The organism is Coleofasciculus sp. B1-GNL1-01, from assembly GCF_040220235.1.
In the GTDB taxonomy this organism is placed as follows: Bacteria; Cyanobacteriota; Cyanobacteriia; order Cyanobacteriales; family Coleofasciculaceae; genus Coleofasciculus.
The window spans coordinates 1-18,529 of record NZ_JAVJTO010000080.1 but is presented as its reverse complement, the minus strand read 5'-3'; the positions used below and the strand labels follow the sequence as shown (position 1 = coordinate 18,529).

The window sequence follows — 18,529 nt, the reverse complement described above, 5'->3', positions numbered from 1 at the left end:
TAGAAGTCGGGGATCTACCGGGAGTTGGCAAGAATTATCTTTTTCCTTAGGATATGGTTCAAAGGATTCTAGCTAGAGATATCACTCTTGAATCACAGTTCAGGGAATATGTCAATTGTAGGGGCGGGTTTAGCCGTTTAATTGAAGGATTGACCGATAACTTCAAAGGCAAAACCCGCCCTTCATCGTCAAATGGTAGGGGACTCAGGCTTGCGCTTGTGTTAACGTTCGGTCAAATCTGCTCCTACACCCCGATGTGCTAGGGTACGTCTCTACATTGTGGTGAACAGCGCAACGGTGAATTAGCGCTAAAGCGCTCACTACGAACAACGACGAACCTTGCTTGAGTCAGTAATAGTGATTTTGAGGTAAGGTTAGAAATCAGATGGCAACGGGAGAGCAATAGGCAAAGGACGTTCTGATGAAGCGCATAAATTCGGTGACTTTGGCATTCCTATCGTTAAGTACGGTCGTCTTTTCGACTATCCTATTGTCTGTTGGCGTTATCCAGCCTCAATCTATCGCCCAAGATGCGCTAGTATCTCAAGCGCTTTCTGATGCTGAGGAAGAAGAGTTGGAACAGTTGCGGGAGGAACAGCGTATCCAAGAACAGGTGCAGGCGGAAGCTAATCGCGCCTTTAGTCGCACCACCACCCTGTTTAATGTCCTCTTGGCGGTTTTGGCGCTGCTGTTAATTGCGGCGATTGTTGGCTTATTCCTGTTGCGACGGGCGGTAATTCGTGAGGTGGCGGATTTGGTGCGGGCGCATCTGAATGAATTAACTGACTTGGAAGGGAAGATTAATCAGGCGAATCAACAGGTACAAGCGATTCTGGAACGTACCGAAGATTTAGCTAATGATTTGAATCGAGAAGCTGATGACTTCTATGAAGATATTGGCATGAAGCAGAAGGAGTCATCCCAGCTTCTGAGTGAACTCTCGGACTCTCAACAACAAGCACTGCGGGATTTAAATACCCATATTAAAGACGCCCAAAAAGCCCTGGCTCAAACCGATAACGAGTTTTCTGATCATTTATCCCAACTGCGTTCTCAGGTTGAATCGGAACAAACGGATACCCTGGAGAACCTGAAACAATTAAGCGCCCAATTTCCCCCGGAACTGGCGAAATTGCAACAGGATACCCACGCCGAAAAAGATCGGGTGGTGGAAAACCTGAAAAACTCAGAAACCGCGTTTAGTAATCAACTGGCGGAACTGTTTAACCAAGCCCAAAGCCAACGGGATGCAATTCTCCAGAGTTTAGAACAACTGAGTAGCGAATTTGCTCCAGAACTCGCCAAACTGAAACAGGCGGCTGAAACGGAAAAAGCAGCAATTATCCAGCGCTTGCAAAAAACAGAAACCCAGTTTGGCAAGCAATTAACCCAACTGCAAAATGAGGCACAAAAACAACGGGATAGGATTCTCCAGAACTTAGAAAAACTTCAGACGGAGTTTACCCCCCAGCTTGACCAAGTGAAAGGGTCACTGAACGACCAAAAAGCGGCGATTTTACGGAATTTGCAACAGGCGGAAACGGAATTTAAACAGCAATTAACCCAACTGCAAACCACCACGAAACAAGAACGGGAGAACATTCTAGAGAATCTGCAACGCCTCGCCTCAGAGTTCTCACCGCAATTGACACAGATCAAAACCGAAGCCGAACAACAGGCGCAACAGCAGCAAGCGACAGCCTTTGAAGATGTGGAACGGTTACGCCAAGAGGTGACGCGCCAACTGGAACAATCTCAAGCGCAAATTCAAGGAGAGATTGATCAAACCTTGGGCAATTTGAAAAAATTAGAACAGGAGGTAACCAGTCAGCTTTCAACCACGCAATCGGGGGTACAAGAAAACCGCGACCAAACCCGGCAACGTTTGAGTCAAATCCAAAGCGAGTTTACCAGCCAATTTTCCCAATTCCAGTCGGCGATTCAAGAGCGAAAAGATCAGGCATTCCAAAGCCTGGAAAAACTGGAGTCTATGTTAACCGATGAGTTGACAGATATCCAATCTGATGCTAAGCGACAAAAAGAGGAAATCCTGCAAAAGTTGGCAGAGATTACGCCCACAGAAATTGCCGAATCTGCCTTATCTGATGTCCTGCAACAAATCCAACCCCTGACGGAACAACTGGAACGATTGAATGAGAATCATCCAGAGTTTTTCTTGAATATTAAGGATTATATTAATCAGGGAGATAATTTATTTGCCCAAGGTGACTATGAAGAGGCGATCGCACGGTATGATCAAGCCTTAGAACTACAACCCGATAACTCGAATCTATGGCATCAGCGCGGTGTCGCCTTGTGGGAATTACAACGCTACCAAGACGCGATCGCATCCTTGGATCGGGGGCTAGAATTCGCCCCAGAAGCCCCGGATACCTGGTATTATCGCGGATTAGCCTTGCGGGAATTACAGCGCTATGAAGGGGCGTTAGTCGCGTTTAATAAAGTGATTCAAATCCAGCCAGAGGATTATAAAGCCTGGTTGAATCGGGGAATGATGCTAGGGAGATTGAAACGCCGGGAAGATGCGATCGCATCCTTTGAGCAGGCGTTGGAAATCAAACCCGATTACCATGAAGCCTGGGTGAATCGCGGTGTGGTACTCGGCGCACTCCAACAACACGAAGAGGCGTATAATTCCTTTGACAAAGCCGTGCAAGTGCAACCCGATGATGGGGTAGCCTGGTTTAATCGCGGCTTAGCCTTGGCGGTATTGGAACGGTATGAGGAGGCGGTAACCTCGTTTGAGAAGGCGATCGAACTCAAACCAGAGTCTCATAAAGCGTGGACGTATAAAGGTAATATGTTACTCAAGTTGAAACGAGAGCAGGAAGCCTTAGAGAGCTATGATCAGGCATTAGCCATTCAACCCGATTATGCTCCAGCTTTTTATCAGAAAGCCATCGGCTATGCTCACCAACGTCAGGCTCACTTCAGTATCGACAACTTAGAGAAAGCGATCGCCCTAAATCCGGCGTATCGTCAGGAAGCCAGAACGGATTTGGACTTTGACGCGATCGCAGAGGATGATCGCTTCTGGAGATTGATTGAACAATAAACGATTGAGACATTAAATCAAATGATAATCCAAGCAGAAGAACAAAAAATTTATACCCCTAAAGAGTACCTGGAGTTTGAAATTAACTCAGAAGAACGACATGAATTCATTAATGGCGAAATTGTATTGATGACTGGCGGAACCCCAAATCATAATCAAATTGCTCTAAATCTGAGTGGTGCGCTAAATTTCGCCCTGAAGCGTCAACCGTATCGAGTGTTTGTCACCGATCAACGGCTCTGGATTCCTCGAAAACATATCTACACCTATCCTGATGTTATGGTCGTTCAGGGTGAATTGCACCTACAAGAAGGGCGACAAGACACGATCACAAATCCTTTAATCATTGCTGAAGTGTTGTCAAAATCTACCCGAAGTCATGACAAAGCTGCTAAATTTGACGCCTATCGCACGATTCCCAGTTTTCAGGAATATCTCTTAATTGACCAATACACGATGCACATTGAACACTATTTCAAAACCGAGCGAAAACGCTGGACATTCTATGAATATGATGATGCTAATGAAATCGTTAATCTAAACTCGTTTTCATTCCAAATAACTCTAGAAGAAATTTATGACAAAGTTGAGTTTGAATCAGCCACAGTGTAGTTAAACTATCGATAGTGTAACGAATGACGAATGACGTAGCTTGCTTCTCGCGAAGCGAGTATGACGAATGACGAATGACGAAGGACAAAAAAATGACACCCGAACAAAAACAAGAAATCACCGAACTACGCGATCGCAACTTAACACCGAAACAAATTGCTCGCAAATTAGGATTACGGGCGGCTGAAGTCACCGCCTATATCAAAGAACAGGCGGAAGAAAAAACACTTGCCCGTGCCGCATCGGGAGAACTAGATCCCGTTGTCGAATGCTTTGTCAACGCCAACTGTGCGGACTATTATCTCCACGAAAACCCTGATCCAATCGAAGAAACCGAGGCAAATATTGACCGAGGGTTAGCCTTAGTCTGTATTACCCGCAAAGCCAAGTATGACCGATTCACCGTTTGTACTTACCTACTCGATGTATGGTGTCTCGGCGTCAAAGATACCATGGGTCCGCGTCAACTGAATTCAGTTGAATATAAACAGATGCTAGACTATGCCTATCAAGGTTTTCCCGAAGGTCCTCAAAAAATTACCCTTGAACAAGCCCAAGCCCTAGTGTATAGTGCCGTAGACTATGCCGACCAATTAGGATTTAAACCCCATCAAGATTTTCAGCAATCGCGATTTCATTTAGGCAAGTGGAGTGGTCAACCCAAAATTCAAATGGGTCGCAATGGTAAACCCTTTTATATTAGTGGTCCTTACGATAACCCAGAAACGATTATCAACATCTTGCGAAAAAATGTCGGTGAAGGAAACTTTGACTACATGACCCAGTTATTTGATGATTCTGATGAATCAGGTTCATTCACTGACTCGTTGTTAACTGAAACCTTGTTAAAAGAGCTTTTATAAAGCCTATTTTAAGTAGAATGACACTGAATTGAAAGTTTGTAGTAAGCGCTTTAGCGCTTCTGACACGCTTCGTACCTACAATGACCAATGACCAATGACCAATGACCAATGACCAATGACCAATGACCAATGACCAATGACCAATGACCAATGACCAATGACCAATGACCAATGACCAATGACCAATGACCAATGACAATCCCCACCTGCATAAAACGTGAACCACTACTTTGCCACAGTCGCCCGTGGATTAGAACCCATTGCGGCGCAAGAACTTGAATGCCTAGGGGCGCAGGAGGTGCGTCCGGATTTTACGGGGGTGCATTTTCAGGGGGATACGGCGTTAATGTATCGGGTGAATCTCTGGGCGAGAACGATTTTTCGGGTACTGGTTGTTTTAGCTGAATTTCCTTGTGCGAATGCGAAACAACTGTATCAGGGAATCCAAACTATCCCCTGGGCGCAATACCTGAAACCCCAGCAAACCCTGGCTGTGAATGCAACTGGAAAGACGAAACAGCTTAATCATAGCCACTTTACCGCCCTGCAAGTCAAGAATGCGATCGTTGATCAACAACGCAGTCAGTTTGGTAAGCGGTCGAGTGTTAATATAGAAAAGCCTGACTTGTTAGTCAATGTTCACATTCATCAAAATCGATGTATTCTCAGTTTAGATAGTTCAGGAACCAGTCTACATCGACGCGGCTATCGATCTGCAATGGGGCTTGCTCCCCTGAAAGAAACCTTAGCGGCTGCATTGTTAGAATTAGCAGAATGGCGTCCGAATTTACCATTATTAGACCCTATGTGTGGTTCCGGAACGATACCTTTAGAAGCTAGTTTAATCAGTTTAAATATTGCGCCAGGATTGTTTCGAGAACAGTTTGGATTTGAGCGGTGGTTAGACTTTAATCCCATCCTTTGGCAACACCTGCTCAACGAGGCAAAAGCCTGTCAGCACAAGGAATTAGCTGCACCCATTATCGGATGCGATCGCGCGGCGGATATCCTCAACCAAGCCCGGAGTAATGCCCAGGATTGTGGCATTTTTGACCCGATTACTTTTGTTCAACAAGACCTTGCTCAACTAGAACCGCCAGCCGATCGCGGGATAATTATCTGCAATCCTCCTTACGGAGAACGGTTAGGCAATGTTCAGGAATTGGGAGAGTTATATAAGTTACTCGGTGATATTTTTAAACAACGGTTTAAAGGCTGGACGGCATTTATTTTAACCGGGAATAAGCAGTTGGCAAAGCGAGTCGGATTGAAAGCATCGCGCCGAATTCCAGTGTATAACGGATCGATTCCTTGTACGTTTTTAAAGTATGAATTGTATTAATTTAAGATAACGAGTCTGAGGCAATATTGGATTAAGGGCGCAAGGATGGTGCCCCTACATTTTCGGGGAACTTATCGATGTCGAATAGATCGAATGATTAAACCGATGGGAAGTGCGATCGCAACGGCAATGATAATATGAATCAGGACGTTGAAACCATTGTAGGTGGTACATTTCACCACACCTGCACTGGGACATACAGGTGTATCAGAGTTGGTTTGATTCTGGATCAAGGTTTGGATGGGTTGGGAATCGACTTGGGAGGATATCCCACTCACGGCTAATCCGGTTCCGACTACGGCTATCCACAGTTCTAGGTTTTGCAGCTTCTGGTCTAAAGTGCGATCGCGTTCTGCTTGATCTAAGTCTACGATACCTCGCACGGTTTCCAGCATTTGTCCGAATAAGTCTTGTCCCGGTGACAGATAATTGATATCGGTTTGGATTTGCTGTTTCCAGATGTGGCTTGCTTTGAGGAATTCGTCCCAGAATTGGGGGATATTGCCGATAGCTTTGATTTGAGTTTGACATTCTTCAAGATTTGTGATGTTGGTTTCCATCGCCGTCTGGTGGGCGCGTAAGTCACGCAAGCATCGGGCGTAGTCGAGGGAGGTTGGGGGGATTTGGTTGAGTAGATTTTTCAGGGCGTCAAGGCGGGTTTGGGGGTTGGTGGTAAGGTTGGGTAAGGTTTGGATTTGTTGTTCTAACTGGCTGTAGAGGTGTCGGGCGTCGGGGTAGCGTTGGCGGGATTGGTGATTGATGTAGCGGAGTTTGTGATGGCAACAGAGGAGTTGCAGCAGCCAGTCGTAGGCGTCTGCAGCGAGTTTTGGTGTGGGAGATTGGGTGTTATTTAGGGAAATAAGGATGTGGTATTCTTTAGCGGGGTTATCGGGTTCGCTGGGTTCTTTAGCCAGGTACTCGAACAGGTGACTTCTGAAGAGGGTGTCTTGATGCTGGAGGCTGGGATTGAGGGAAGTGTTGGCGAGGAGGGCGGTGGCGCATTGTTCGGCGAGGCTGGCGCAGTCGGTTTGGGCGTCTACTTCGGCGTATACCCACAGGGTTTGTCCGAGGGAGGCTTGGATAGTAGCGGGGAGGAGAGATTCGGGGCGGAAGTGTTGGAGTTGGGGGATGGTGATGTCGAGTTGGGGAGAATCGGGGAAGAGGGTGAGATCAATGGCGTAGGTGCCATTGATGCGAACGGATTGCAGGTTGGCGTTAATTTTGAAGCCATCGGCGGTGGGGATACTCCCTAAGTTGATTTTGGGGGGGTTGGTTAGCTGTAACCAAGAGGTTTGTTCGGGTTCGTTTTCGGGGATGTAGGTGTTTTTGGTATAGCAGATCAGTTGAGACTTGAGGGTATTCAGTCCAGGAAAATGTCCCAGGTTGGTTAGATTGTCCCATAAACAGTCAGCATCTGGGTCAACCTTATTCGGTGCGTCAGTTAAGGTATGGCGCAGATGAAAGGCATAGAGGCTGAGGTAAAAATTCTTCACGGTTGCGGCGGTTGCGGTGGGGGCGGTGGAGGTTGAGACAAGGGAGTATTCTTAATCATAAGATTGTCCTGTAGTATTTTGGAAGATTCGCTAGGTTCACCTGGTTTAGTTGGAGATTCGCTGCCAGCAAACCCTTTTTTGCCGTCTACATTAGATTCAGCAAATGGATTCTCTTGTGCCAATCGAGCATCATAAGCTTGGGAAATTTCCGAATGAGAGGGTATTTCTAACCACTCATCTAACCGTTCCTCAGCGGCATCTTTATTATTACTATTTTTGAGTTCCTCAGCGAGGACTTCCAGTTCATCTTTATAGGCTGAAAATAATCCAGCTTCTTCCTTGATCCAATCAAAAAAAGGTTGAACATTTTCGGGATAATTAGACATTGGTTAAACTCCTTGTCCAATAGCACAAAAGGCTGCCCAATGATCGGGAGACTTATAGGGGGTGGCATTTCCCCCTTGTTCTGTTTCTATTTTAGACAACTTCCCGCGCAGGCTTACCCGCCACTTCCGACTTAGTTGTTGGGATTGTTTCACCCAATCGAGAAAACCGAATACTGTAGTATCCCTGAGCCAGCGTTGGGCTTCGTTGAGGGCGATTGTAATCGTATTGCCTGGTTTTGCCAGTTCTTCATAGAATTTAATCATCAATAAGGCGGTAGAAAATTGGTTGACAGACCACAAACTACTGACAACACTAGGACTCCCTGCCACCAGTAAACCATTGGGTAATCCAATATACTCATCACTGCGCCTGAAATCAACCATGCCAGTTTCACAAGCAGAAAGAGTGACGAGGCGGCACTGGTTGAGGTTGAAGTGTTCTAATATTTCTGCCAAAGTCAGGGTGCTATCTGCCAACTCTAAACAAGAATCTAAGGGAGACTGGCGATTGAAACGTCCGTGACAAGAGAAATAGAGACAGTGAGCTAAATTTAACTTGTCCCATACCTTGATGTCTTGGGTGTTTTCATCTTCGATTAAGAGTGCCGATTTTTTGGCGTCTGAACCCGCTAGAATTTGATAGCTGGAAAAGTGTTTCCGGATGGCTTCAACTTCCATATCGGCACAAACTAGATTTCTCTCTGGATCATCTCGTCGGGGATTTTGAATGCCGAAGAAGTGCTGAAATTGACGGCGATGAGATGTTTGCTGTAGGAGTTGGCAACTTGGCGCATAGCGAACCCCTTTGGGGAAACAGTCTAAAAGATAAGGATTAGTGCGGGATTGAATAAGTGGTGTTTTCGGGCTAACGGGTAGGGCATGAATCGGCAGTAAGTGCAGGTAGAGATGGGGAACTAGGATGAGCTGATTACAGGGTTCAGGAATGTGGGAGAGAATGTGATCAATATGCAGAATGTCCGCTAGTTTTTCCAGGCGAGACTCTAGTTGATGTTGCCACCATGAACTATTTTTCCGGTAGTAGAGGCGTAGATAGGCATTTGTCCATTTTATTAATTTTTTCAGATCGTCAGCGGAAGACTTCCAAATGATTGGTTGAGGATTGTGGCGGGTGATGATGAAGGCACGAAAACAATCCTCAAAGATATACCACTGGATAATTGCCGTTTGGTTATCTAGGAGAGTTTGGATTTGGTTAAAACGAATGGGTTCAAAGGGGAAAAGCTGATTATATTGCTGACGCAGTTGATTCAGGTGGGTGTAATTGGGTGTGGTATCAGCAGCAAGGCGACGTTGTTCGACCTCTATTTCCTGTCTTAGCTGTTGCAGTTGATGGCGTTCAGCTTTGGGAATCTTGCCTTTTGGGTATAGGTTACGGGTGGCGAGGCGTTCTAGCAGATTCCGGGTTTTGCTGCGTTCGATGTATTCCCAGGCTTGGGTATTGTTGGCTAATTCTAGACAGACTTCAATCATATTGCGATAGAGTGTATTCCATTCTTCCGCTAGTTTCTGTTTATCGGCATCATTAGCCGTACCTAAACTAATCTCGACTCTCTGGGATTCGACGGTATCAATCGCTGCGGCAAAGGCATGATAGGCGTTGTCCCATTGTTGAGCGTCTCGGTAGGCACGTCCTAGGTTAAATTGGGTTGTAACATGGTTTTGGGGTAAAGCTTCACGGGTGTAGACTTCAAGGGCGGCTTGAAAGGATGCGATCGCAGTTTCGATATTCTTAGCACCCCCTCCCCGGATTCTGTTTCTGTAGGCAGTCCCCAGATTATTTTGCGTCATTGCCCAGTTGTTAGGAAAGGCTTGACGGGTGTAGACATCTAGGGCGGCTTGAAAGGATGCGATCGCAGTTTCGATATTCTCAACCCTCTCCCCCCGAATTCTTCCACTGTAGGCAATCCCCAGATTATTTTGCGTCATTGCCCAGTCGCTGGGAAAGGCGTCACGGGTATAGACGTCTAGGGCGGCTTGATAGGATGCGATCGCAGTTTCGATATTCTCTGCCCTCTCTCCCCGGATTCTCTGATAGTAGGCATTCCCCAGACTATTTTGCGTCATTGCCCAGTCGCTGGGAAAGGCGTCACGGGTATAGACGTCTAGGGCGGCTTGAAGAGATGTGATCGCAGTTTCGATATTCTCTGCCCTCTCTCCCCGGATTCTCTGATAGTAGGCATTCCCCAGACTATTTTGCGTAGCTGCCCATTGGCTAGGAAAGGCGTCACGGGTTCTGACTTGAAGGGCGGCTTGATAGGATGCGATCGCACTTTCCATATTCTCAGCCTTCTCTCCCCGGATTCTCTGATGGTAGGCATTCCCCAGATTATGTTGCGTTCTTGCCCAGTCGCTGGGAAAGGCGTCACGGGTGTAGACTTCCAGGGCGGCTTGATAAGATATGATCGCAGTTTCGATATTTTCTGCCCTCCCTCCCCGGATTCTCTGATAGTAGGCAGTCCCCAGATTATGTTGCGTCATTGCCCATTGGCTAGGAAAGGCGTCACGGGTGTAGACTTCCAGGGCGGCTTGAAAGGATGCGATCGCAGTTTCGATATTTTCTGCCCTCTCTCCCCTGATTCTCTGATAGTAGGCATTCCCCAGATTATATTGCGTACCTGCCCAGTGGCTGGGAAAGGCGTCACGGGTTCTTACTTCAAGGGCGGCTTGATAAGATATGATCGCACTTTCGATATTCTCTGCCCTCTCTCCCCGAATTCTGTCAAAGTAGGCAGTCCCCAGATTATTTTGAAGGGTTGCCCAGTCCCTGGGAAAGGCTTCACGGGTTCTTACTTCAAGGGCGGCTTGAAAGGATGCGATCGCATTTTCCATATTCTCTGCCCTCTCTCCCCTGATTCTGTCACAGTAGGCATTCCCCAGATTATTTTGAAGGGTTGCCCAATTTTTTGAGTGATTCTCGCGGGTAAAGAGAGTCAGTGCTACTTGACAACCTGTAATCGCGATTTCCAGGTTAGTGGCTTGACTCCCTAGAGGGAAATCCTGGATCAGATTACTGAATCCGACAATATCTACAGCAATGCTTCTAGCTTGTGCGGGTTTCACCTCTGCCAGTTTTGCGGTTGCCCAGTTATACAATATCCGGGCAAAGTTATCATCCAATAGATGCAGGTTTTGCTGGAGGAGGGGATAGACAACTTGCGGATTACCTCTACTATCTGACGTTGCTTGTAATACTTCAAGCAGAAAGCGCAGTTGAGCTTCAGGAGTAGCCGTTGAGTCAGATAATCCCAAAAATTCCCCTAACTGATTCGCCATTCCGATTAAAAACTGTGCCGCATTTTCATCGCCCCTCTCTGCTAACGCTTCCGCCACCTGTGCCATGGTTTCCACCAACCCGGCATCCACTAACTCAGCGTTATCCTGTAAAATCTGCCCTTCCTCACTATTGGGACAGGTTAATAGGGCAGTAATCAGGGTTAGATAGGCGTGTTGGCGTTGTTCATCCATGGGGGAATTGAGACAGGAGATGCTAACTATGGTATAGCAAAAGACAGAGGGGGAAACCTCTCTCCAAACCTCTCTCCTGCAAGGAGAGAGGCTTTGAATTCTTGCCAGTGTGGGGTGATGGGGTGACGGTAAGCATCATGATGGTAGAGACGTTCCGCCGGAACGTCTTAATATGACGCCAATAGACCCTCGACTAAGGACGCTCTGAGCCTCGCCCATGACGCTTTGAGCCTCGCCCATGACGCTTTGAGCCTCGACTAAGGACGCTCTAAGCCTCGCCCATGACGCTTAGAGCCTTGACTAAGGACGCTCTAAGCCTCGCCCATGACGCTTAGAGCCTTGACTAAGGACGCTTTGAGCCTCGCCGAGGACGCTTTGAGCCTCGACTAAGGACGCTTTGAGCCTCGCCGAGGACGCTTTGAGCCTCGCCGAGGACGCTTTGAGCCTCGACTAAGGACGCTTTGAGCCTCGAACTCGACTCAGGACGACAGATACAGATGCGATCGCACTATACAGGGTGCGTTACATTTCATTAACGCACCCGACAAGATCTGCGATCGCACTAATTCTGAAATGATGTTCGTATCTAATAAATAGCAGTAATCCATATCCGTAGAGAGAAACCAAGGCGCGTCTTTTTAAACTTCGATATCGTCTAGGGGTAATACTCCTGCGTCAACATTGGGAAAGTCTTCATCTAGGGGTTCGAGAGTGGCGAGAACACAGAGGAGGGATTTTTTCTGGTAGGGTTCGATAATCAGTTTGCCGTCTTCTTGGCGGATGGTGACATCTGTTGTAGATAGAGTTAAGTCTTGGGGAATGGTTAGGGTTTGGGTATTTCCGGTTTGAATCAGTTTGACGTGATATTCGGTGGTCATAGTAATTCTTTTCCTATCATTTCCGGTTGCCAATTAAAACATTCACGGCATTTTCTTCTCCTCGTCTAATAACTAGGGTATAGCCAAAGCGTTTCGATGTAGACAGACGTGTCTAACTGTTGGGGTTGTTTCTATAAGAATTTGAGTCATCTTTAGACGACTTGCGCTTTTAGCCTCGAACTCGACTCAGAACGACAGACACAGATGCGATCGCACTTAAAGTTGACACTGATGGCTCAAATTTTCCCCCTCATCCCCTAACCCCTTCTCCCGTGCAAAAAAAGCGAAGCATCCGCTGTCTTCCCCCCTCTTCGTAGGGGGGAACGAGGGGGGTGGGAGAAGGGGAACCAGATTCTCTTACTCCCCTCCCCCTTGCCAAAAAAGCGAAGGAGGGAACGAGGGGGGTAGGGGGGAACCTGACAGGTGTAGGTTTTTTATTTTATGGTTGGGACAAGACAAGGAGGACAAGGAAGGAAAGAAGACAAGGGGGAAAAACCGTACAAAATTCGGTTCGGTCAAACTAACTTCTAAAAGCCGAAACGCCCTATTTTTCGTTCTCACTCTTCCTTGTCTACTGGTCTACCTGTCTTCCTGGTCTTGCCTAAACCCCAATCTTAAAAAACCTACCCTTGTGAGTAGGGGGGAACGAGGGGGGATGGAAAGGGGTTAGGGGTGAGGGGTTGAGCTTAAGTTGACACGGATGGGCACTAAAGTACCTACTACAAAACCCGCTTAAGTCATCGTAAAAACCATTATAGGATAAAGAATTGAGGTGAAAAACGTTAAACCCGAAAATGGCTCACTATATCATCAAGCGTCTACTCAACCTGTTACCTGTTCTCCTGGGTATTACCCTATTAGTCTTTCTCTTCCTCCACCTAATCCCCGGTGATCCTGCAACAGTTCTGCTAGGAGAACGCGCCACCCCTGAACAGGTAGAAGCCTTACGGGAACAACTCGGTTTAAATCAACCCCTACCCCTGCAATACCTCACCTTTATCAACAATCTACTCCATCTCGACTTCGGCACCAGTATTATCAGTGGTATTCCGATTATCGATGAAATTAAAACTCGCTTTCCCGCCACCTTTGAATTATCCTTAGCCGCTATGATAGTCGCCGTCATTCTGGGAATCCCGGCTGGCATTTTAGCGGCGGTTTACAAGAATCGTCCTGCCGATAACATAACCATGGTTGGCTCATTACTAGGGGTTTCCATGCCTGTCTATTGGCTGGGATTACTGTTAATTTACCTGTTCGCCATTACCTTGAACTGGTTTCCCCCCAGTGGACGGATTAGTATTGAAGCCGGATTAACCTTTCAACCGATTACCGGATTTTACCTTTTCGATGCGATTCTAAAATTGGATGTAAACCTATTAAAAGATGTCCTATCTCACCTCATTTTACCCGCTCTAACTCTCGGCACAATTCCCTTAGCCATTTTAGCGCGAATTACTCGTTCGTCTCTGTTAGAGGTTCTCTCCCAGGACTATATTCGCACTGCTAGGGCAAAAGGCATTCCTGAACATTGGGTGATTCTTCGCCATGGATTAAAAAATGCTCTGTTGCCTGTGGTGACAATTATTGGGTTGCAATTTGGTACACTTTTAGGCGGTGCTATTTTAACCGAAACTATCTTCTCGTGGCCCGGAATCGGTTCCTGGATTTACGAAGGAATTTTGGCACGAGACTATCCTGTTGTTCAAGGTGGCGTCGTTGTCGTCTCAGTTATCTTTGTCCTAGTTAATCTTGTTGTTGATATTTCCTATGCGCTAGTTGATCCGAGAATTAAGTATAAATAGCTAGTAACGCTAGGCGGAAGTCAGTTGTAGAGACGTTGCATGCAACGTCTCTACAACTATCTTTTCGGTTGCAACCTGATGTAACTAAACCCGCCCAGACGCGCCATGGCGCGTCTCTACAATAGTTTCTAGACTTCCCGTGAAAAGTCAGATAAGTTATCAGGCATCAGAGGAGATATTTTGTATCTATATGTTACCGTTTTTGAAAAAAATTCCCTATTCCTTGACAAAGGACAAATGACAAAGGACAAATGACAAAGAACAGACAAAGGACAAAGCAATGAAAGCCGTCGTCATGACTACTCCGGGTAAGCCAGAGGTGCTGCAATTGCAGGACGTACCCGAACCGAAACTGCAAACCGAGAGAGACATATTAGTACGACTCCACGCCGCCGGGGTTAACCCCATCGACACCAAACTGCGAAACCGTGGCACATTCTATCCCGACGATATGCCTGCCATTTTAGGCTGTGATGGGGCGGGTGTCGTGGAAGCCGTAGGGTCTGCTGTCAGCCGATTTCAGGTTGGCGATGAGGTGTATTTCTGTGCGGGCGGATTAGGAAAATCGGGTACAGGGAATTATGCCGAACTCACGGTTGTTGATGAACGTTGGGTCGCCCGAAAACCCAAATCCTTATCATTTACAGAAGCCGCCGCCGCGCCCTTAGTGCTAATTACCGCCTGGGAAGCCTTATATGACCGAGGGCGCTTAGAAGCCGGACAAACAGCGCTGATTCATGGCGGTGCGGGTGGTGTGGGACATGTTGCCATTCAGCTTGCCAAAATCAAAGGGGCTGATGTTTGCACCACGGTGAGTTCCCAAGAAAAAGCCCGATTAGTGCGACAATTAGGTGCAGACCAACCCATCCTTTACACACAAACCGACTTTGCCCAAGCCGCCTTAGATTGGACAGAGGGAAAGGGTGTAGATGTTGCCTTTGATACCGTTGGCGGTCAAACCTTTTATGACACCGTTCCCGCCGTGAAAGTCTACGGGGATTTAGTCACCATCCTCGAACCTGACTATAGTATCGGGAAATTGAAAACAGCGCGATCGCGAAATCTGCGGATTAGCTTAGAACTCATGCTAACACCGACACTCCAAGGATTAGTAGCCGCCCAAGAACACCAAACCGAGATTCTCGAACAATGCGCCCAATGGATAGATGAAGGCAAACTAAACATTCACCTCTCTCAAACCCTTCCCCTCCCCGACGCCGTTAGCGCTCATCAAGCTATAGAATCAGGATCAACCACCGGAAAAATCGCCTTGCAGATTGCATAAAAAATAGTAGCTCGGCACACCTAAGGGAGCTGCGTAAAAATAAAGTACCAGTGAGGAAAGCTGAATTCATGAACTTAGCCAAACTTCCTTGGTACATTATTAAGTCGCAAGTCCCTAATTTGATGGATTAGCATCTCTTGCTCCCCTCTCCCAAGCTTGGGAGAGGGGTTGGGGGTGAGGGCTGTAGCCTAAGTTGACACCAAGACACCAATCATCAGGATAAATCATAAGCCTGTCCTCAAAAGTCTCGAAGGGTCAATTGTCTGGGCTTCCTGTAGCTAAACCCGTTCTTATTCGTAAGTCATAACTCATTACTAAAAATGGACACAGAAAATCAACTGCTTCAGCAATATAGCCAAAATCAACGCAACTTTTCCGGCATAAACTTACAGGGTGCAACACTAATCGCTGAAAGACTCCAAGACGCGAACTTCAGCCATGCTGATTTGAGCAACACACTTTTATTTGGCTCAAACTTAAGTCAAACCCTATTCCTAAATACTAACCTCAGTGGCGCTATCTTAGTTGCCACCAATTTAACCGATGCCATCCTAATAGAAGCCAATTTAATTAACGCCAATCTCAGCGGAGCAAAACTCATCGGCGCTCAAGTAATCGCAGCTAAACTAACTGGTATTACAATAGTTGGAGCGAATCTGAGCAACGCCAACTTGATTAACGCTGATTTGAGTCAGACCAATTTATATAAAGCAAACCTCAGTTGGAGTGAATTGAGCCTGACAAATTTAAGTGAGGCAAATTTGAGTGAAGCCGACTTAAGTCATGCGCGTTTAGTCGGCGCTAATTTGACTGGCGCGAATCTCAGTCAGGCTAATTTGCAGGACGCTAATTTCAGTGGGGCTAACCTGAGTGGAGCTAACCTCAATGATACTATATTAAACTTAAATTCGCCAGAATTATTAGCAGAAATTTTACAACAAGCGGCTGGGGACGATACAGAAAAGCAAAACCTGGCTGAATTACTACTCATGTATCGCCAAGGATGGGACTATTTAGTCACCCTCAATCACCCCTTAGCAGAATGGGGAATCGAGACAATTAAAACCATAGCCTCATCTGAGCAAAAATTTCCTGAATAGACCTGTTTGTAGTAAGCACTTTAGTGCCATAAAATGCTTGATTTTCAACCCATAAAGTCATTCCTATTGTAGGTTTCTATACTATCGTGTCCTCCTATTTTGCATGGGGAAACCAGAGGATGCTTCGCTTTTATTGCACGGGGATTTAGGGGGATCGACAATGTACCGCATAGCAGAGCAAACTGCTGTATAATCTAGTCCGCGCAGGCGGACTTGGTTTGTGTAGCAGCGATTTCAATCGCCTCCTCTTGCATGGGGTTTCTTTAGATACCATCAAACCCAGCCCCTGATTTCTACATCGGTCAAGATTCTCCCCAACTTAAGAGATTCACTTTTAGTCGCTTGTAAAATATGTTTCATCATCACAGGTTCTCCCGCATCAGCAGCTAAAAACGCCGCATTTAAGGCAATATTGCGGATATTTCCGCCCGCCATATTCACCTTACCCAACTTTTTCATATCCAAGTTTTTCGTTGGTGTCTCTTCAGGAAAAATGTGCTGCCAAATCTCAGTTCTAGCCTCAGCATCAGGAAAGGGAAATTTAACCGAAAAATTAATCCGACGCAGGAACGCTTGGTCTAATGATTCCAACAGATTTGTCGTCAAAATTGCCAACCCTTGATAGGCTTCCATCCGTTGCAATAAATAACTCACTTCCACATTCGCATGGCGGTCATGGGAATCTTTCACTTGAGTTCGTTTGCCAAACAAAGCATCCGCTTCATCAAACAGTAAAATCACCCCACCCGTTTCCGCTGCATCAAAAATTCGCCGCAAATTCTTTTCCGTTTCGCCAATATATTTACTCACCACCGCACTCAAATCAATCCGATAGACATCAAGGCGTAATTCCTTTGCCAATACCTCCGCCGCCATCGTTTTCCCCGTACCACTGGGTCCAGAAAATAGAGCGCTAACCCCTAAACCACGTCCTCCTTTTCCCGCAAATCCCCACTCTTGATAAACTTTCGCTCGTTGTCGAACATGAGCCGCAATCTCCTGTAATGTATTTTTTTCTCGTTCAGGTAAAATCAATTCCTCCCAAGTCGCTACAGCATCAATCCGTTGTGCTAAATCATCTAATCGGGGACGCGCTTGAGTGCGACAGAAATCCCATAAGTGAGTTTGCAATGGAGAAAAAGGATTCTCTATTTTTGGTTTTGAGGTTTGGCTTTTAGATTTGCGAGTACGCCTTGAAGAGGAAGCAGGTTTCTCCGGTTCTTTCTCCTTAGGTTGCTCGGTTTTGACTGGAGGAAACTCCATCCCTTCCAGCGATAAACAAGCGACTTGAATGGCTAGAGGATTGAGATTAAAATGAGATACTAGCGTATCGAGTTGTCCATTTAATTCTGACGCCGTTGAACCGAGATACGACTCCCAAATTAACTTTTGTTCCCTGTGACTTAGTTGACCCACATCCAACGTAATCATCGGGCGCTGGTTTTGTGGTTGTCGTTCTTGAGTGCTAAGAATTAAAGGCAGATTTAAATCTTCAACGAACTGAGAGATAGCCAACTCTCGCATCCCATCGGTTTGATTCAATTCATCACAGGTGAGTAAAAGGGCGCTGTTGGTTAATATAGCTTCCCGTAAACACCGCTGTTTTAATTGATAGAGTTCATGGGGATTAAGGGGAAGTTGGGACGCTGAAATGAAGTTCAGATGCAAACCCAAAGCACTACAGCCAGCAGCAGCAATGGTATGTTTTGCGCCTAGTTCAGCACCACACAATTGAACGATAGGAAAGATAGATGTCGGTGTTTTCTGAGACCAAGTAGCGATGAGTTGCTCGGTGAGTTTTTGGTAGGACGGGGGAAGAGAAGATGGAGGAAAATGGGGTACAGGTTTGAGGAGACCAATCAAGTCATCATCCTCGCAGGGTTCACCTAATAGATAGCAGAAAATGCGCCGATTAATGCGTAGAGGAGAGTGAGAGAGCGTTTGACTATCACCACTTTCAATCAGTCCCCAGTATTCTAAGGGAGATTTGGAAGAGAAAACACGTAAATTAGCATCACTAAATGTAGCAAACGCTAAATTCAGAGTCGGATGATTTTGGTCTGGATGACCATGAAATTTGGCACACAAGACTTTAAATTTTCTGTCTAATTCCATCCCGACGCACAACAAGAGGATATATTGATCAAAGGGAGAAAGCTTACAGATTGTGCAGAGCGTCTCTAAGGCTGAAGGCTTATTTTGT

At 46.4% G+C, this 18,529-nt stretch carries 13 protein-coding genes; 7 read left to right on the top strand and 6 right to left on the bottom strand.

Annotated features, from left to right (window positions below; all coding sequences use genetic code 11):
• Nucleotides 1–421 precede the first annotated feature (421 nt).
• The 3 genes from RID53_RS19370 (at nucleotide 422) to RID53_RS19360 (ending at nucleotide 4,551) form a co-directional block, all read left to right on the top strand.
• A complete protein-coding gene (locus RID53_RS19370) occupies nucleotides 422–3,076 on the top strand; it encodes a tetratricopeptide repeat protein (RefSeq protein ID WP_446389643.1) in 2,655 nt (884 codons plus the stop codon).
• Nucleotides 3,077–3,097: 21 nt separating this feature from the next.
• Complete coding sequence (locus RID53_RS19365) at nucleotides 3,098–3,688, top strand: Uma2 family endonuclease (RefSeq protein WP_446389642.1); 591 nt, start codon at nucleotides 3,098–3,100, stop codon at nucleotides 3,686–3,688.
• A gap of 74 nt (nucleotides 3,689–3,762) precedes the next feature.
• On the top strand, nucleotides 3,763–4,551 hold the full coding sequence (locus RID53_RS19360) for a DNA-binding response regulator (RefSeq protein WP_446389641.1): 789 nt from the start codon (nucleotides 3,763–3,765) through the stop codon (nucleotides 4,549–4,551).
• Between the two features lie 50 nt (nucleotides 4,552–4,601).
• Here the strand turns inward: RID53_RS19360 and RID53_RS19355 are convergent, their stop codons facing one another.
• Nucleotides 4,602–4,763 carry a hypothetical protein gene (locus RID53_RS19355; protein ID WP_446389640.1) on the bottom strand — a complete coding sequence of 54 codons (162 nt, stop codon included), beginning with the start codon at nucleotides 4,761–4,763 and terminating at the stop codon, nucleotides 4,602–4,604.
• A gap of 5 nt (nucleotides 4,764–4,768) precedes the next feature.
• Here RID53_RS19355 and RID53_RS19350 point away from each other — a divergent pair, with 5 nt between their 5' ends.
• Nucleotides 4,769–5,893 carry a THUMP domain-containing class I SAM-dependent RNA methyltransferase gene (locus tag RID53_RS19350; RefSeq protein ID WP_446389639.1) on the top strand — a complete coding sequence of 375 codons (1,125 nt, stop codon included), beginning with the start codon at nucleotides 4,769–4,771 and terminating at the stop codon, nucleotides 5,891–5,893.
• Nucleotides 5,894–5,964: 71 nt separating this feature from the next.
• On the opposite strand, the gene RID53_RS19345 is transcribed toward RID53_RS19350, so the two are convergent.
• From RID53_RS19345 to RID53_RS19330, 4 genes are all read right to left on the bottom strand, one after another.
• The gene (locus RID53_RS19345; RefSeq protein ID WP_446389638.1) at nucleotides 5,965–7,386 is read right to left on the bottom strand and encodes a hypothetical protein; all 1,422 of its coding nucleotides are present in this window, start codon (nucleotides 7,384–7,386) and stop codon (nucleotides 5,965–5,967) included.
• Nucleotides 7,383–7,772 (bottom strand): hypothetical protein, encoded by a 390-nt coding sequence (locus tag RID53_RS19340; protein WP_446389637.1) that lies wholly within the window; start codon nucleotides 7,770–7,772, stop codon nucleotides 7,383–7,385. The genes RID53_RS19345 and RID53_RS19340 overlap by 4 nt, the downstream gene beginning before the upstream one ends.
• Nucleotides 7,773–7,775: 3 nt before the next feature.
• A complete protein-coding gene (locus RID53_RS19335) occupies nucleotides 7,776–11,258 on the bottom strand; it encodes a CHAT domain-containing protein (protein ID WP_446389636.1) in 3,483 nt (1,160 codons plus the stop codon).
• A gap of 638 nt (nucleotides 11,259–11,896) precedes the next feature.
• Entirely contained in the window at nucleotides 11,897–12,136 is a 240-nt protein-coding gene (locus tag RID53_RS19330) for an antitoxin (protein WP_446389635.1), read from the bottom strand.
• 794 nt (nucleotides 12,137–12,930) lie between these two features.
• Between RID53_RS19330 and RID53_RS19325 the strand changes: the two genes are divergently transcribed.
• The 3 genes from RID53_RS19325 (at nucleotide 12,931) to RID53_RS19315 (ending at nucleotide 16,326) form a co-directional block, all read left to right on the top strand.
• Nucleotides 12,931–13,941, top strand: coding sequence for an ABC transporter permease (locus RID53_RS19325; RefSeq protein WP_446389634.1), 1,011 nt, complete (start codon nucleotides 12,931–12,933; stop codon nucleotides 13,939–13,941).
• Nucleotides 13,942–14,221: 280 nt separating this feature from the next.
• Complete coding sequence (locus RID53_RS19320; RefSeq protein WP_446389633.1) at nucleotides 14,222–15,226, top strand: zinc-dependent alcohol dehydrogenase family protein; 1,005 nt, start codon at nucleotides 14,222–14,224, stop codon at nucleotides 15,224–15,226.
• 320 nt (nucleotides 15,227–15,546) lie between these two features.
• Nucleotides 15,547–16,326, top strand: a complete 780-nt coding sequence (locus tag RID53_RS19315; RefSeq protein ID WP_446389632.1) for a pentapeptide repeat-containing protein — start codon at nucleotides 15,547–15,549, stop codon at nucleotides 16,324–16,326.
• Nucleotides 16,327–16,599: 273 nt separating this feature from the next.
• Here the strand turns inward: RID53_RS19315 and RID53_RS19310 are convergent.
• Nucleotides 16,600–18,529 (bottom strand): ATP-binding protein (locus RID53_RS19310; RefSeq protein WP_446389631.1); only part of this gene is annotated, 1,930 nt, incomplete at its 5' end.

Bases quoted from the DNA above. Each gene is read 5' to 3' on its own strand.
- RID53_RS19315 (WP_446389632.1), top strand. From the start codon at position 15,547: ATGGACACAGAAAATCAACTGCTTCAGCAATATAGCCAAAATCAACGC.
- RID53_RS19370 (WP_446389643.1), top strand. From the start codon at position 422: ATGAAGCGCATAAATTCGGTGACTTTGGCATTCCTATCGTTAAGTACG.
- RID53_RS19320 (WP_446389633.1), top strand. From the start codon at position 14,222: ATGAAAGCCGTCGTCATGACTACTCCGGGTAAGCCAGAGGTGCTGCAA.
- RID53_RS19335 (WP_446389636.1), bottom strand. From the start codon at position 11,258: ATGGATGAACAACGCCAACACGCCTATCTAACCCTGATTACTGCCCTA.
- RID53_RS19355 (WP_446389640.1), bottom strand. From the start codon at position 4,763: ATGCAGGTGGGGATTGTCATTGGTCATTGGTCATTGGTCATTGGTCAT.
- RID53_RS19325 (WP_446389634.1), top strand. From the start codon at position 12,931: ATGGCTCACTATATCATCAAGCGTCTACTCAACCTGTTACCTGTTCTC.
- RID53_RS19330 (WP_446389635.1), bottom strand. From the start codon at position 12,136: ATGACCACCGAATATCACGTCAAACTGATTCAAACCGGAAATACCCAA.
- RID53_RS19340 (WP_446389637.1), bottom strand. From the start codon at position 7,772: ATGTCTAATTATCCCGAAAATGTTCAACCTTTTTTTGATTGGATCAAG.
- RID53_RS19365 (WP_446389642.1), top strand. From the start codon at position 3,098: ATGATAATCCAAGCAGAAGAACAAAAAATTTATACCCCTAAAGAGTAC.
- RID53_RS19360 (WP_446389641.1), top strand. From the start codon at position 3,763: ATGACGAAGGACAAAAAAATGACACCCGAACAAAAACAAGAAATCACC.